The 16,156-nt window shown below is 47.9% G+C and carries 13 protein-coding genes; 5 read left to right on the top strand and 8 right to left on the bottom strand.

The window, feature by feature from the left end:
- Positions 1 to 114 precede the first annotated feature (114 nt).
- Positions 115 to 441 (top strand): DUF2755 family protein, encoded by a 327-nt coding sequence (locus M2371_RS16255; protein ID WP_404979401.1) that lies wholly within the window; start codon positions 115 to 117, stop codon positions 439 to 441.
- 60 nt (positions 442 to 501) lie between these two features.
- Here the strand turns inward: M2371_RS16255 and M2371_RS16250 are convergent, their stop codons facing one another.
- The gene (locus tag M2371_RS16250; protein WP_404979406.1) at positions 502 to 1,599 is read right to left on the bottom strand and encodes a DUF1615 domain-containing protein; all 1,098 of its coding nucleotides are present in this window, start codon (positions 1,597 to 1,599) and stop codon (positions 502 to 504) included.
- 201 nt (positions 1,600 to 1,800) lie between these two features.
- On the opposite strand from M2371_RS16250, the gene M2371_RS16245 reads away from it, so the two are divergent.
- Genes M2371_RS16245 through M2371_RS16235 form a run of 3 tightly spaced genes read left to right on the top strand, consistent with a single transcriptional unit; the run spans position 1,801 to position 5,016 of the window.
- A complete protein-coding gene (locus M2371_RS16245; RefSeq protein WP_034493645.1) occupies positions 1,801 to 2,268 on the top strand; it encodes a MarR family transcriptional regulator in 468 nt (155 codons plus the stop codon).
- Between the two features lie 20 nt (positions 2,269 to 2,288).
- The gene (locus M2371_RS16240) at positions 2,289 to 3,470 is read left to right on the top strand and encodes an efflux RND transporter periplasmic adaptor subunit (protein WP_172895428.1); all 1,182 of its coding nucleotides are present in this window, start codon (positions 2,289 to 2,291) and stop codon (positions 3,468 to 3,470) included.
- A gap of 10 nt (positions 3,471 to 3,480) precedes the next feature.
- Entirely contained in the window at positions 3,481 to 5,016 is a 1,536-nt protein-coding gene (locus M2371_RS16235) for a DHA2 family efflux MFS transporter permease subunit (protein ID WP_115630615.1), read from the top strand.
- 34 nt (positions 5,017 to 5,050) lie between these two features.
- Here the strand turns inward: M2371_RS16235 and sbmA are convergent, their stop codons facing one another.
- The 3 genes from sbmA to lpxP all read right to left on the bottom strand — a co-directional run bounded on the left by sbmA (position 5,051) and on the right by lpxP (position 7,871).
- The gene (gene sbmA / locus M2371_RS16230) at positions 5,051 to 6,268 is read right to left on the bottom strand and encodes a peptide antibiotic transporter SbmA (protein ID WP_172895429.1); all 1,218 of its coding nucleotides are present in this window, start codon (positions 6,266 to 6,268) and stop codon (positions 5,051 to 5,053) included.
- A 99-nt stretch (positions 6,269 to 6,367) separates the two neighbouring features.
- Positions 6,368 to 6,889 carry an isochorismatase family protein gene (locus M2371_RS16225; RefSeq protein ID WP_172895430.1) on the bottom strand — a complete coding sequence of 174 codons (522 nt, stop codon included), beginning with the start codon at positions 6,887 to 6,889 and terminating at the stop codon, positions 6,368 to 6,370.
- Between the two features lie 55 nt (positions 6,890 to 6,944).
- On the bottom strand, positions 6,945 to 7,871 hold the full coding sequence (gene lpxP / locus M2371_RS16220) for a kdo(2)-lipid IV(A) palmitoleoyltransferase (RefSeq protein WP_259268175.1): 927 nt from the start codon (positions 7,869 to 7,871) through the stop codon (positions 6,945 to 6,947).
- A 431-nt stretch (positions 7,872 to 8,302) separates the two neighbouring features.
- Here lpxP and ampH point away from each other — a divergent pair, with 431 nt between their 5' ends.
- A complete protein-coding gene (gene ampH, locus M2371_RS16215) occupies positions 8,303 to 9,460 on the top strand; it encodes a D-alanyl-D-alanine-carboxypeptidase/endopeptidase AmpH (protein ID WP_259268174.1) in 1,158 nt (385 codons plus the stop codon).
- A 33-nt stretch (positions 9,461 to 9,493) separates the two neighbouring features.
- Here ampH and M2371_RS16210 read toward each other — a convergent pair whose 3' ends face one another.
- The 4 genes from M2371_RS16210 to proB form a co-directional block, all read right to left on the bottom strand.
- Positions 9,494 to 10,114, bottom strand: a complete 621-nt coding sequence (locus M2371_RS16210) for a helix-turn-helix domain-containing protein (RefSeq protein ID WP_172895433.1) — start codon at positions 10,112 to 10,114, stop codon at positions 9,494 to 9,496.
- Between the two features lie 147 nt (positions 10,115 to 10,261).
- Positions 10,262 to 13,204 carry an autotransporter adhesin EhaB gene (gene ehaB, locus M2371_RS16205; protein ID WP_259268173.1) on the bottom strand — a complete coding sequence of 981 codons (2,943 nt, stop codon included), beginning with the start codon at positions 13,202 to 13,204 and terminating at the stop codon, positions 10,262 to 10,264.
- Positions 13,205 to 13,630: 426 nt separating this feature from the next.
- A complete protein-coding gene (gene proA, locus M2371_RS16200; protein ID WP_259268172.1) occupies positions 13,631 to 14,884 on the bottom strand; it encodes a glutamate-5-semialdehyde dehydrogenase in 1,254 nt (417 codons plus the stop codon).
- 10 nt (positions 14,885 to 14,894) lie between these two features.
- Entirely contained in the window at positions 14,895 to 15,998 is a 1,104-nt protein-coding gene (gene proB / locus M2371_RS16195) for a glutamate 5-kinase (protein WP_259268171.1), read from the bottom strand.
- Positions 15,999 to 16,156: the final 158 nt, after the last annotated feature.

Here is a 16,156-nt window from a genome sequence, read left to right as displayed (position 1 = left end):
CACGTTAAATTACCAACAATCTGATATTGACAAACCATATGACCTGCCAAACTCAACGCAATTGAAGTATCAGGCCGCAGCCTGAATCGTTTTACTGTTGCATGGGAGGTCGTGATGGCTGATATGAGTTTGTCGAAACAGGTTGTTCCTGTAATAACCACGATTTCAACAACCAAAACAGAGAGATCTACCCGGAGTAATCTGGCATACGCTGCGTTCATTTTGCTGTGCTTTTGGGTTGGAATGCAGATTCTGAGTCTGATGGCTCACGCCCCGGGCGTGCTTGAGCACCTTGCCCAGGGTAATGAGACTACCCGCCCACGCATTGAAATGGGGTTCATCGTCAGCACTGTATTTGGTGTGGTGCCGTTTCTCGCCGGTTGTGCACTACTGGGTGTGGTGAGCCTGGCATTGAAGTTCCACCATCGTTTTCACTTTTAAATCAATCCATAGTTAAATCAATGAATATACGCAGGGCTATCTGCCCTGCGCAGTCAAATATCAACGTTTCATACACGCTGCCCGTCGTTCATCGACCCGCTTTGCAAACCATGCCGTCGTCAGATTACGGGTGATTTTCGGACTTTCCAGCGTAATCCCCGGCAACATTTCTCGCGGCAATTTCTTACCAGCTTTCTTTTCTGCTATCGCATAAACCTGCTGATATAAATCCGTTTTTTCAAAGTCTATGCTGTCGCCTTTTTGCAAAGCCCGGTGAATTTGGCTTTCGCTCATATCAAGCTTGCTTGCCAGCTTCCTGACCGCCAGCTCAGTGCTGCCCGCTTTGTCGGTGTTATACAAAATTAAATCGCCATCTAACGCCAGTTTTACACCGGTTGCCTTGCTGACCGCATTCTGGAACGCCGCATTGCGACTGGCGTACCATCCTGCATTGAAATCTGCAAAGCGGTATAGCGTTTGGGTGTAATTCGCCGGGTAGTTCAGCAGATGGTAAGTGCCGAACCACAACCCGCCGCGACGAGTAAACACATCCTGGCGCACGGTTCCTTCCATTTTCCACGGGTAGCCGCTGGTGTGCTGTTCAGCAAAAGCGATGCTGACTTGCATAGGACCACCGGTATGAACCGGATTGAGATTACCAAACAGTTTTTGCCCCATCGGCACCATATCGATGAAATCATCAAAAATCGCGCTCAGTTGCCCCTCGGTTTTAACGTTATCCAGTCGTTCGCTGTAGCTCTTGCCGTTGGGTGATTTGATGAGTAACGCGGTGTGAACCAGAAACGCCGGGATAAGCATTTTTTCAGCACGGCGATCAATTTCCTTCCAGGCAATTTTACTCAAATTGGGGACTGCCGGGTCAGCCACGAGATTAGACTCCTGCTGCGCCACCGCCAGCACAGAGCAGATATTCTCTTCGCTTGGGGCGATATCCTGGCTCTTAAACGTGGTTGCCAAATCTTTAGCCCAGCTATTTCTGTCTTTTACGCTGGCAGGGATTTTTTGCTTTACCACCGTTTCGACATCAACCGGTTTAGTGGTTTCCGAAACGGAAGGCGCCGTTTTAGTGGTACAACCCGCCAGCACAAAAAGCGCGCCAAAGCTTAAAGCAAAAAGACCATGTTGCCTGTTTAACATACTCATATCGTTCCATTTTGATTGTTTTTATCGAGTCAGACGAAACAATAACAGTTATGCGGCCAGGCGTTTATCAGAGTTTGGCTTATAGTTAATGAACCTCCTGGCACTGACAAAATGTGCGCTTATCTTGACACAAACTTGACAATTAGTTGCCTGGTCAGTAATTTCAAATGTAATTACTGACCAGGCAACTAATTCATGAGCAATAATCTGAATTTAAGCGACGATAAAATCGACAACAAATTCCACCTCGGGTTACTCATTCATCTCGCAAATCAATTTAAAGATCAGCTTATCAGCCAGTATTTCTCGGGCATGGATATTACTGCGGCACAATTTAAGGTGCTGATTAGTATCTATAAAGGCGTAACCAGCCCCGTTATTATCAGCAAAAACCTGGTGATGGATGCGGGCGCAATGAGCCGCATGATTGAGCGTATGGTCAAGCGCGAACTGATTGTCCGTCACCCAAATCCACAGGATAAGCGCCAGGTGATTCTGGCTCTAACCGATAAAGGCCAGCTGATCTGCGACCGTTTTCAAAATGAAGCGCTTGCCTCAATCATCAGTGACCTCACCGCACGCCTGACGCAGGATGAATCCCAGCAACTGGTCGCATTGATTACAAAAATGCTGCCGGATGACATTACTGCGCCACATCGATAACACCGTATAAAGGCCAAAAGATGGAAACCAATCCAGAAGTGCACGTTGAGCGTTCCAGTAAGCGCAAACGTAATTTTATTATTTTTATCCTGATTTTAGTGCTGGCAGCCGCGGGTTGTCTGGCCTGGTATCTGTTATATGCGCGTTACTACGAGTCGACAGACGATGCCTATGTAAACGGAAATCAGGTCATGCTCACCCCGCAAATTAACGGCACGGTGACGCAAGTGACAGCTGACGAAGGGGATTACGTTGAGAAAGGCCAACCGCTCGTTTTGCTTGATCCCAGCGATACCAAAATAGCGCTGCAACAAGCGGAAGCCAGTCTGGCAAATACTGTACGGCAGGTTCGTGGTTTATACAGCACCGCGGATAACTACCGGGCGCAAGTTGCCGCGAAACAGGTGGCCCTGCAAACAGCTCAAAATGACTATGCGCGTCGTCAGAAAATTTTCTCAACGGGCGCAATTGCTGCAGAAGATCTTTCGCATTACCGCGATGCAGTTACCAGCGCACAAAGTGATTTAGCTGCCGCGCAACAGGCATTGCGGACCAACCTTGCGATGGTCGACGATACCGTGATTGATACCCACCCCGAAATCAAAACCGCCGTTGCAACGCTTCGCCAGCGTTACCTTGATAATGCACGTACCACGATTGTGGCTCCTGTTAGCGGTTACGTCGCTAAACGCGCGGTGCAACTGGGTATGCGCGTCACTTCAGGCACAACGCTGCTGGCCATCGTGCCGCTTAATGAAGTTTGGGTGGACGCCAACTTCAAAGAAAGTCAGATGAACACGATGCGTCTGGGGCAAAAAGTCACGCTCAATGCCGATTTGTACGGCGATGACGTGGAATATCACGGCACCATTGAGAGCCTGGGCATTGGTACCGGCAGCGCGTTTTCCCTGCTGCCAGCTCAGAATGCCAGCGGCAACTGGATCAAGATTGTTCAGCGTTTACCGGTGCGTATCACGCTAGATCCACATGATATGCAGAAGCACCCGCTGCGTGTGGGTTTGTCGATGAATGTCCGCGTAGATATTCGCAATAATGAAGAGGGTCATTTGCTGCCACAGCAAACGGTTAGCACGCCTCGCTTCACCACAGATGTCTATCAAGATTCGCTGGAAGCGGCTGACAAACTGGTGACGAAAATCCTTCATGACAACAGTAATGCGGTAGCGTCAAGCGCCCATTAAGAGAGACGTTATGCAAGATAAGGCTGCATTTACGCCTCCCAATATGTGGCTGGCGGTGCTCGCGCTATCGCTGGCAACATTTATGCAGGTGCTGGACTCCACCATCGCAAACGTGGCGCTGCCCACTATCGCCGGTAATCTCGGCGTGAGTGCGGATCAAGGCACATGGGTCATCACCTCGTTTGCGGTATGTAACGCCATCGCTCTGCCGCTCACCGGCTGGTTTACCCGTCGCTTCGGGCAACTGAAGCTGTTTATCGGCTCGGTGGTGATGTTCACCCTCACCTCGTTCCTGTGTGGCTTTGCCCACAGTATGACCGAGCTGATTTTCTTTCGTGCTCTGCAAGGTTTCTTCGCCGGGCCGATGTTTCCAATGTGCCAGACGTTATTGCTGGTGATCTTCCCTTCCAGCAAACGCAGTATGGCGCTGGCGTTGCTGTCGATGGTGACGGTCGTTGCGCCTATTGTCGGCCCGATTACCGGTGGCTGGATTACCGATAACTACTCGTGGCCATGGATTTTCTATATCAACGTACCGATTGGGATATTTGCTTCGATTGTGGTCTGGACGCAGATGCGTGCTCGCGAAGAAACCACGACTCACGCGCCAATCGACTATATCGGTATCGCGCTATTGGTTCTTGGCGTGGGGCTGTTGCAGGTGGTGCTGGATAAAGGCAACGATCTGGACTGGTTCGCCTCGACGCACATCATCATTATGTCGGTGATTTCGGCAATTTCGCTGGTGTCGTTTGTTATGTGGGAGCTGGGCGAGCGCCACCCGATTGTGAACCTGCGCCTGTTCAAAGATCGGAACTTTGCTATCGGTACGCTTTCACTGACATTGGGCTATGCGGCGTTCTTCGCCATCAACATTATTTTGCCGCAGTGGTTACAAACGCAGATGGGTTACACAGCGATTTGGGCTGGTCTTGCTGCCGCGCCAATGGGCGTACTGCCGCTTATCATGACGCCGATCATCGGGCGTTACGCAACCAAGTTTGATCTGCGTATTCTGGCCTCGCTGTCATTCCTGACCATGGGGGCTTCGTGCCTGATTCGTGCGCAGTTTAATACCGACGTGGATTTCCGCACCATCGCCGAAGTGCAGCTGTTTATGGGGATTGGCGTGGCGTTCTTCTTTATGCCGATTACCACCATTGTGCTGTCGAATCTGAACGGTGCAGAAGTCGCGGAAGGTTCAGGCCTTGCAACGTTCTTCCGCGTGCTGGGTGGTTCTTTCGCTTCGTCATTGACGACCTGGATTTGGTCGCGCCGTGAAGTCTTCCACCATGCGAACCTTACTGAGAGCGTCTCCAACTACAATCCGGCAGCGGTGGATTATCTGGATAAAATGGGTGGTGCAACGCAGCAACACATGGCGTTTATCGATAAAACCATTGAGCAGCAGGCCTACATGATGTCGACCATCGACTACTTCTGGATTTTAGGTTGGGGGTTTATGGCGCTGATTATCGTGATTTGGTTTGCCCGGCCGCCGTTTGTTCGTTCGGGCGCACCGAGCGCACCATCTGCAGGGCATTAAATCAAACGGGCGGAATTTATCCGCCCGTTTTCTTTTAGACTATCTCACCCGCTTCTTCGACAGGTATATCCTGCAAAGTGCGCTCGAAACTGCGCAGACGCTTGTAGATGGACATCAGTTCCACCAGCGTAGTCCACGAGTTAATTAGATACTGGAATGCACTGCGCACGCGGTCGAACACATTGGTTATTTGCGTCATTAGACCGAGGGTAATCGTTCCGGCCACAATAGACGGGAACAGCAAAATGAGCCCGAAAATATTATCGACTTGCAGATAGAGAATACGGGCAATATTAAAGTAGGTGTAATGGAAATAAAGGCGGAAATAATTCTGTCTCACCGCATTAAAGAGAGCTTTAATCGTCGGAGGCGCTGCGCGCGATGGATCGTCTTCGCCATAAACCAGCTCTTTACGATAAGCAGCTTCAACACGCTGATTATTAAACTGCAATCCCGGTAATTTAATCCCCACAACCGCCAACAAGCCGGTTCCCATCACAGACCAGACAATCGCCGCAATCACCAGCCCATACGGTAAATGCCCTACAAGCGGCAGTTCTGGCACGTGCGGAGAAAGGGCGACAAGCACAGGAAGAAAGGCTATCAAGGTCATGATCGACTGCAATAAGCTGACACCCATATCTTCGAGCGTAGAAGCAAAGCGCATGGTGTCTTCCTGCACACGCTGCGCAGCACCTTCAATATGTCGAAGGCGTTGCCAATGCTCCATATAATATTCGTTCATTGCCGTACGCCAGCGGAAAATATAGTGGCTAATAAAGAAGTTATTTAACACGGCAACGGTCACTGAAATTAACGCAATGCCGAGAAAAATACCTAGCTCACTGTAAAACTGGCTGATGGTGACTTTATGAGGAGCGCTGAGCGCCTGCTGAATCAGATCGTAAAATGGCGCATACCAGGCGTTAATGGCAACGCTCACTTCCACTAAAAACCAGGTGACGAATACAATGAGTGCTGAACCAAGTATCGACCAGCGCTGCCAACGGTGCGGGGAATAAACAGACCAAAATAGATAAAACAAGCCCACGCTAACAGCATAGAAACCGTAGAAAACCAGCGATTTTAATGACCAAAAACGCGCAGCACTAATCGGATCCTCATTTGAGGCGCCAGCCAAACGTTGAAGCCAATTGCCTCCGCCAGCTTGCCAGAAAACAACGGCGATCATCGCCCAAATAAAAGCCGACAGAAAAAAGGCTGCCGGACGAGGGAAAAACGATTTAAACATCTACAACACTCCTGAAAACAAACTCTTATTGTTATGACCACCCGGACGCAATATGGCTCGCTTAATGTTGTATCAAGAGATGTCAGGCAAAGGGAGGCGTTACCAATCGGTGAGGATATCCGCGGTGGTTTTTACTCGCAGAGTGTTTCCCGGAATCGTAAAGTTGCGCCAGACATCGTTGTAATGCTCGATCAACACCTCGGCAAGAGCCGCCGGACGATTTGCTGTGGTATGGGCATCAAGAGCGACAGTCATAGCATAACCACGGCTGGCTCCGTTTTTAATAGTAGCGTCAACGCAATAATCCGTTGCACAACCACACACCACAAATTCGTTTATTTGATGACGGGTGAGAACATCTTCAAGGTCTGTGCGATAAAACGCATCACATGCAGTTTTAGTGACATAAAGCGCATCAACAGGTTGATGAAGTTCGGGCAACAAAGCAAATGCCGCAGTCCCTTGCTCCAGCCCTTGTTCAGTATGCTGGATAAAAATGACTTTATCGGCGGCGTCGATCAGCTGGTTAATGCGTTTCGTACACATTTCCCGATTATGACGAGGGGCATCAAACACCCCATTCTGCATATCAATAACCATTAGTACACGTAGGGCTGCCATGATTTCGCTCTCTTCGTCTCAGAAGGAAAGAGCGTAGCACAACCCGATTTGAGCATTAAACGGTATAAAGTTTAGGTGCACCAGGTGGTCGGGTTTTGAAACGACGATGCAACCACAGGTACTGTTCAGGTGCACGCATGATTTCGTGTTCAATTTTGCGGTTCATGTACTCAGCGGCAGCTTGTTCATCATCAAGCGGGTAATCGTCCATTTCCGCCCCAATAACCAGCTGATAGCCTGAGCCATCAGATTTGCGGTATAGCACAATCGTGAGAAGTGCGGGCTTTGCCAGACGGGCAATGGTGTAAGTCCCGTTGGTCGTTGCAGCCTGCGGTACGGCGAAGAAGGGTGCAAATGAACTGCCTTTCGGGCCGTAATCCTGATCGGGTGCAAACCACACCGCTTCACCGGATTTCAGCGCCTTCACCATGCCTTTTAAGTTGCGTCTGTCGATCATGGCTTTATTGGAACGCGAACGCCCACGGGTTTGAACATATTCCATCGCTTTATTGTTATGCGGGCGATACATCGCCATCATTGGACGGCAAAGACCCATCACACGGCCCCCTAGTTCCAGCGACATAAAATGCACGCCGATAGCCAGCACGCCTTTCCCTTTGTCGCAAGCGGCGGTGATATGCTCAAGCCCGCTGACATCAAACCATTTGCGAACCCGCGCATCAGACCAGAACCAGGCCATACCCGTTTCAATCAACCCCATCCCAAGTGACGAGAAATTTTGCTTTACGAGTTTATCAATTTGCTCGTCGCTGTAGTGTGGGAAGCAAAGTTTGAGGTTCTGGCGGGCAATGGAAACCCGGCGTTTAAGGAAACGCATTGACGCCCGGCCAATTACGTCACCCATTTTCAGTAATACGGGATAGGGTAGTTGTACCCAAAGCCACAAAATAGCCAGACCAAACCAGGTCAGCCAATAGCGGGGGTGAAGGAGATCTTTTCGGAAAAACTGTTTGCTAGACATTATCAACTTCTGTATGCGTGATTAGTGTGTATCGCATAAGGAACTGAATCATTAGCGGTACAGCGATTGCCATGACTAAGACGCCACCCGGCGGTAATAGTTGCAGCACGGTCATTATAGTGGCTCTGATGATACGCATTTTCTAATCAAGCCATGTATAGATGTTGTCAGTTTTTTTGCGAATTTCGTCCTATTCCGTCAGTTATACGAGTTATAAGCTGTTTGTCGCTCATAAAAGAACCTAAAAATGTCTGATTTTATCTTTTACTTTGTTGGCAGCGCTGGCGAATTAACGCACAAAAAACTCGCTGAAATGCCACGTTACGTTTTTTCTCATCACATTCCTCATTTTCCACGTTTGCGCAGCGCTGTAGAGTAGTATAAATACGATCAATCAATATCGCTCCACTTCGTCTAATGGGTTACCTGCGTTGAAAATTCGTCTCCCGCGCTTAGCTGCGCTCGTTATTGCCGCGCTGCCAATTTTGAGCTTTGCGCAAACTTCACCCGATCCTGTTTTTGCTTCAGATATTACAGACCGTTATGCCAATCATATTTATTACGGCACCGGTGCGACTGGCATGGCGATGGTGGTGATTGATGGTAATCAGCGCGTTTTCAGAAGCTTCGGTGAAACCAGGCCTGGCAATAACGTTCGCCCGCAACTGGACTCGGTTATCCGCATTGCTTCCCTGAGCAAGCTAATGACCAGCGAAATGTTGGTCAAGATGTTAGATCAGGGCAAAGTTCAACTGAATGATCCGTTAAGCAAATACGCTCCCGCAGGCGCCATAGTGCCCACATACAACGGTAAACCTATCACTCTGGTGAATTTGGCAACGCATACCAGTGCTTTACCTCGCGAACAGCCCGGCGGTGCCGCTCATCGCACTGTGTTTACCTGGCCCACGCGTGATCAACGTTGGAATTGGCTTGCCACTGCGAGTTTAAAAAGTGCTCCAGGGACTATAGCCTCTTATTCAAATTTAGCTTTTGATTTGCTTGCGGATGCGTTGGCACGTGCAGCTGGAAAGCCTTATCCCGCTTTATTCGAAGAACAGATCACCCGTCCCCTCGGCATGAAGGACACCACATTCACGCCCTCGCCCGATCAGTGCAAACGCTTGATGGTGGCGGAAAAAGGAGCCAGCCCTTGTGATAACACTCTCGCAGCCATTGGTAGCGGCGGAGTTTATTCCACACCAGACGATATGATGCGTTGGATGCAACAATTCCTGACTTCTGACTTCCACCGTCGCAATACCCAAGCCGACAGAATGCAGACTCTTATTTATCAACGTGCGCAATTGACTAAAGTTATTGGTATGGATGTACCTGGAAAAGCAGATGCTTTAGGGCTGGGTTGGGTGTATATGGCACCTAAAAAGGGTCGCCCAGGTATTGTGCAGAAAACTGGCGGCGGAGGCGGTTTTATCACCTATATGGCGATGGTTCCAGAAAGTAATGTGGGTGTTTTTGTCGTTGTCACTCGCTCACCATTAACTCGTTTTGTGAATATGAGTGACGGTGTGAATGATTTAGTTTCAGAATTAAGCGGTTTCATACCACAAGTAAGTCCAGCATCTTAATAAAAAAGCAGGTCGATAAGTCGACCTGCTTTTTTAATAACTACTTGGCAAATGACTCACTGATTTCAGTTTGCCTTTTTCCATCTCAATATAGTTTCCTTTACGTAGCGCGGATAATATTTCAGCAATGACTGAGCGTGATATTTTTGTTCTTTTTTGTATAAAATTAATCACGCCTGTACGGGCTCGAAGATCGGGACTCCATGAGTCCATCAAAAGTAAAGTGGCCCGAATTTGTGAATAAGTAGTGGCTCCAACGAAGTTAGCATCACGCTGCTCAAAACTGCGTAAAAGATATGTTGTCCAGTGACATGCCTGTTGCCATAATTTATTTTTTTCTATGACCTCAAAAGCCTGACTTACTGGAAGAGAAAAGCCCTGACAATCGGTTTGAGTTGTTATGCGATATTCAATATGAGACTTATGAAATACATTCGCCAGGCCGATTAATGTTGGTGAAGAAACAAGCTCCATCAAAACATCATTTTTTTCTCTGTGTAATAGAATACTCCCTTCACTAAAAAACAATATTAATGCCTCGCCTTTTTCATTGAGCATACTAAATTCACTGTCCGCTGGCACGGTAAACTTCTTGCCAACCCCCACCAACCTGCTGCGAATACTTTCGAGCTGGGTCAATGGTTTTGTATACATAATAGATATTCCTTTATCTTGGGGGCGTTAATAAAATGCCTGTCACTATTAGAGACAGGCATTTATTATAAACATTTAACTCGGATTAGATATAATATTAATGAGGCGCAAGAAATTATATCTCTGAACTAAGCTATTTCTATATTATTACCAGGTGTACTTCACACCCACATTCGCAGACCAGTCTTGATCAACATCACCACCACCCAGGTAGTTAGTGTCAGCATAAGCAGCGAAGTTTTTGGTGAAGCTAAACTGAGTACCCAATCCTACACGAACGGCAGAACCTTCAACTCCATTGTCTATGCTATCACCATTCACATCAGCACTATTGCTGTTTGAATCGTCATAGACATAAGCCAGTTTGAAGTACGGAGTCAGAGCCTGATCACCATAGTCGAAGGTATAACCAGCATCCATACCTAACTCATAACGCATGCTATCGTAAGACTGGCTACCTACTTTCATATCATTGCTAAGTTGGTAGTTGTCTCCATCCTGGAATAGGCCAGAGATAGAAGCATATGGAGTCACATAGCCGTGCTGATCAAGTTGCAGATCGTAGCCCAGCTTCATACCAAAGCCCCAGGCATCAGAAGAAGCATCTCCGCTAACCGCAGCACCGTTGCTCATGGTAGCCGATAAATCATTGCTGTAATGGCTATAGCTCAATGTTGAATCAAGGAAGATGTTGTTCTGGAAGCGAGCAGAGGAATAGATACGGGCAGACTGGCTGTCCTGATCAACCTGGCCGCTGTTATCACTGATATCACCTTTAGCAAAGCCGGCCGCAGCACCAACAGTCCACTTAGCACTGTTACCTTCAACCACAGTATCCAGGCCAACCATGATGCCATTAACATCCTGGTCATAGTTCAAGACGTTAGTATCGCCGGAGAAACTACCACCGATGTAAGTGACCCATGCACCGCCAGCATCAGCTGTTGACGTATGGCGACCATTTGCCAGGCGTGTTGCCAGAGCATCTTGCTCCAGGTTCCAGATGTTAGTATTTGCAGAAGGGATACTTAACGCCATGTTGGCGTAGTCAGTCAATCGATCCTGCTTCAGAACAACGCTGTTACCGTTCTGCTCAGCTTGATAGGTGTAAGCACCCAGGTCTGCTTTGTTGGCCGCAGAGAAGGTCGCAGTGCTGTTCTTGTCGTTCACATAGATCAGCTCGTTACCGTTATAGTCACCGACTGAGCCCTTACCAGTTGCGTTGTCAACACGGACTTTATAGTTACCGGTTGCGGCAGCAACGTTGTCACCAACATTATCGACTTCGTTCTGACCTGCTTCTGACTGATCAACATCATAAGCGTCGCCATTGCCGTTAATGGTCAAGTGACCATCAGAATTCATGGCAATAACACCGTAGCCGTAGTTAGACTGAGAAGTGTCATTAGTACGGTCATTGCTCAAGTCAGCATCCAGCACATAACGGTTGCTGTGAATGTCGAAAGTACCCGCGTGGATATTACCGGAAGCATCAGTAGTGCTGGTCACGTTCAGTACATCAGTACGGAATGAGCTTGAGCTTGACTGATCGGTATTCACATCAAACAGACCATCGTTGGTTACAGTGATGGTGTTTGCATACAAAGCAGCATCACTCACATTCCAGCCAGCAGAAACATCATTAGCCAGAGATACGGTACTGTTGTCGATAGTCAAAGAGTCAGTTGCAACATGGCCATCTTCCCCGATTTTCAGAGCAGAATCGCCGGTCAGAGTAATCGAGTCAGAAACCAAAGAGGAATCAGCCACATTTACCAGAGAACCGCTGTTAATATTCAGCGTATCAATCAGAGATGCTTTGGTAGTATCCCATTCTGAACCGCCGTTCAGCGTTACGTTGAACAGGCCGCTCTGATAAACTTCGTTACCAGCAACGTGACCTTCATCATATGCAGTATCAGCGTTATCGATACCGTAAGTTGATGATGGCCATAGGCTATTAGCTGCGATATCGATTAGTGTTGCAGTTGCATCAGTGCCAGCGGCATATGAGTCGATTACACCATCGCCATCAGTATCAACCTGATGTACAGATATGGCTGCGCCAACCCATTTGCTACCGTTATTCAGGGTCACATCCATACGGTCGGTGCCATCCCAACCATTAGTATCAACATCGTTATCGGTATCACGATATGAGTCTGCGCCATTCGGGAAAAAGTTTTCGTCAAAGTTGCTTGAGAAAACCACGTCACCCATCAGCGTAGAATTGCTGAGGTTTACGGTTGTCTGCATGGCATTGTCAGCATACGGGCTCGCAATAGCTGCGATCGCAACATCATCAGCAGTAGGAGTGTTACTATAATCACTTGCATTGCCAGTGTTTCCAAACCACCCAGATGAACCTTCATCCGTCCAGGAACCGGAAGTCACGGTAGAATCAGCGACAGTAATTGTGTTATTGAACACCTCACCACTGTTTACGCCAGTGCTAACAGTATTGTTGTCAATATCTTCCCACTCATAACCCTGAGTCAGCGTAATACCCGCGACATGTGAGTTATTCTGAATAGCAAGATCAACTTCCTGATTCAGAGTGATCGCCGTACCCATATCGTATACATCTACAACATGAGTATCTGCTGCGTCATTATACGTGCCGTTGTAGGTGTAATATTCGTAATTGTCATCAATTGTTGAATTATCAACGGTCAATGCTAGTCGGTCATAGTTATAATCCGCTGTACGACCATCGGCACAGTCCGTGGTCATACATTCAGAAGTTATCATGCCGTGAATGGTACTGTTTTTGATTGTCAGGCTATTATCATTGGTGTTGGTAGAAATACCATCATCCAGGTAGTACGTGGAAATAACACCATTTACGGTAGAGTTAGTGATTACCGGATAAATATCACCATTATAGAAGCTATCAGTATCATAGTTATTCCAGCCGGCATATCCCCGAAAGTAAACACCATCGGTATAAGTAGAATCATTGTAGTGAACGAAAGTATTGTATGTCGTACCGGAGACATCATTACTTGCAGCACTTGCCTGAGAGGCAATTGCCAAAGTGCAGGCCACTGCTAGTTGAGATACAACGAGTTTCTTTTTCCAAGAATGCATTTGTCATCCCTCCCAAGGGACTTAATCTTATGTTGGTCCATCAATAGTCAATGCAGTAAGCAGTTAACACTAATACGTGTAATTGTATTAGCCAGGAGGATTATTATGTTCCTAAAGCAATTCGTTCAATTATTTTCTTAATTAAGTACGGAAACAGACTAATAACCAAACACAACCAGCCAAAATAAAAACATAACCCCCGCGAATAACAAAACATCTTTTTCCACAATCTCGAAAATATAAACAACCAATTATTTGATATAGCAATTTAATTAACTGGAAAAAATAGAATGTTAATAGAGGGGCATGTTTTAAAAAAACACCATAACTTCAAGAGGAATAGTGAGTAGAAGTGATGACTGAAATCAAAAGAGGTAATACATCATCTTATAATTTCCAGATTTAGATGTATTACCTTTATATAGATTAAACGCGGATAGTATCGTCGCCGAAGCCGATCCATTTGTATGTCGTCAAAGCCTCAAGTCCCATCGGGCCACGAGCATGAAGTTTCTGTGTACTCACTGCCACTTCCGCACCCAGTCCAAACTGGCCACCATCGGTGAAACGAGTTGAAGCGTTCACATACACTGCTGAAGAATCAACTTCATTCACAAAACGATTTGCATGGCTTAACGTACGCGTCAGGATCGCATCGGAATGCTGTGTGCCATGCTCGCGAATATGTTCAATCGCGCCATCTATATCTGCAACGACTTTCACATTCAGCTGCAACGACAACCATTCGTCGTCATAATTTTCTGCTTTCACCGGAACCACTTCTGCCGGGCCATTTTGCAAAACAGGCAAAGATTTTTCATCCACATGTAGTGTGACACCGGATTTTGCCATTTGCTGACTTAATACCGGCAAGAACGCCCCGGCAATGCCCTGATGTACCAACAACGTTTCAACCGTATTACAGGTGCTCGGGCGTTGTGTTTTCGCATTAACGATGATATTGAGTGCTGGTGTAAATTCAGCGCTTTCATCAACAAAAATATGGCAAACGCCTATTCCACCGGTGATAACAGGAATAGTGGATTGCTCGCGGCAGAGTTTATGCAGACCCGCCCCACCGCGTGGAATCAGCATATCGATGTACTTATCCATACGCAGCAATTCGTTCACCAAAGCACGATCCGGGCTTTCAATTGCCTGCACCGCAGCTGCGGGTAATCCACATTCCGTCAGCGCTTGCTGAATCACTTTTACCGTCGCGGCATTTGTGCGCCACGTTTCCTTCCCACCACGTAGGATCGCCGCATTACCTGTTTTCAGGCACAAAGAGGCAACATCAACAGTCACATTAGGGCGAGCTTCATAAATCACGCCAACCACGCCTAAAGGCACGCGACGACGCTCGAGGCGCAAGCCGCTATCCAGTAGACCGCCATCAATAACCTGGCCTACAGGGTCAGCTAAATTGCATACCTGGCGAACATCATCAGCAATGCTTTTTAAACGCGCCGGTGTCAGTTGCAGGCGATCAAGCATTGCTTCGCTTAAGCCGCTCGCTTTTGCTTCCACCAAATCCTGCTCATTGGCAGTTAAAATGCTTTGTGCTTGTTCTTCCAAATAATCTGCGATTTTTTCCAGCGCACGGTTTTTTTCGCGGCTCGAGAGCAGTGCCATCTGATAAGAGGCGGCTTTGGCTGCTTTGCCCATTTGTTCCAGCATTGCCAGCTCCTTAGTTAACAATCATGTCATCACGATGAACGGCAACCGGGCCATATTCATAACCCAGGATTTCATCGATTTGTTGAGAGTGGTGACCCGCAATACGACGCAAAGCATCGCTATTATAGCGGCATACACCGTGGGCAATATCGCGCCCTTCCAGGCTGCGAATACGGATAACTTCCCCACGTGAGAAGTTGCCTTTTACACTCTTGATGCCTTTTGGCAGTAAAGAACTACCTCGCTCAAGAATCGCGGCCAGAGCTCCGTCATCAACGGTAATTTCACCCGCAGGAGGCGCACCAAAAATCCAACGCTTACGGTTCTCAAGCGGTGATTGCTGCGCATGGAAACGGGTTCCGACAGAAATCCCAGCCATCACATCACCAATAACACCGGGTTTACTGCCTGCTGCAATCACAACATCGATACCCGCACGGCAAGCAACATCCGCCGCTTGCAGTTTCGTACCCATTCCACCAGTTCCGAGGCCGGAAACACTGTCGCCAGCGATGGCACGCAATGCGTCATCAATACCGTGGACTTCTTTGATTAATTCAGCAGATGGATTATTGCGCGGGTCAGCAGTAAACAGACCTTGTTGATCCGTCAACAACAATAGTTTATCAGCGCCCGCCAGGATCGCGGCCAGCGCGGAAAGGTTATCGTTATCACCGACTTTTATTTCTGCTGTTGCGACAGCGTCGTTTTCGTTGATTATCGGCACAATATTGTTATCTAGCAGCGCACGAAGGGTGTCACGAGCGTTCAGGAAGCGTTCGCGATCTTCCATATCAGCACGTGTCAGGAGCATTTGCCCAACATGAATGCCGTAGATAGAAAACAGCTGTTCCCAAAGTTGAATCAGCCTGCTTTGTCCTACCGCCGCAAGCAGTTGCTTAGAGGCGATGGTTGCGGGGAGTTCGGGGTATCCCAAATGCTCGCGCCCCGCGGCAATCGCCCCGGAGGTGACAATAACAATACGATGCCCTGAGGCATGGAGTTGTGCGCACTGACGCACCAGCTCAACGATATGAGCCCGATTCAGGCGGCGTGAGCCACCGGTTAATACGCTAGTGCCTAGTTTAACCACCAGCGTCTGGCTGTCACTCATGATTCTCTGCCGTTTAAACGAAATTGGAAAAATTATACTCTAAATACTTCGAGTTACAGGTAGGCGGCAAGAGATTGAATCCCCTGGAGCTTACTAAAGTAAGTGACTGGGGTGAAAGAATGCAGCCAACGACCCTGTAGCTTGAAGCATGACGAGTA

Origin of the sequence: Buttiauxella sp. BIGb0471 (assembly GCF_024807715.1) — a bacterium.
Lineage (GTDB): Bacteria > Pseudomonadota > Gammaproteobacteria > Enterobacterales > Enterobacteriaceae > Buttiauxella > Buttiauxella agrestis.
The sequence above is the reverse complement of the archived record's forward strand: the minus strand, read 5'-3'. Positions and strand labels throughout refer to the sequence as shown.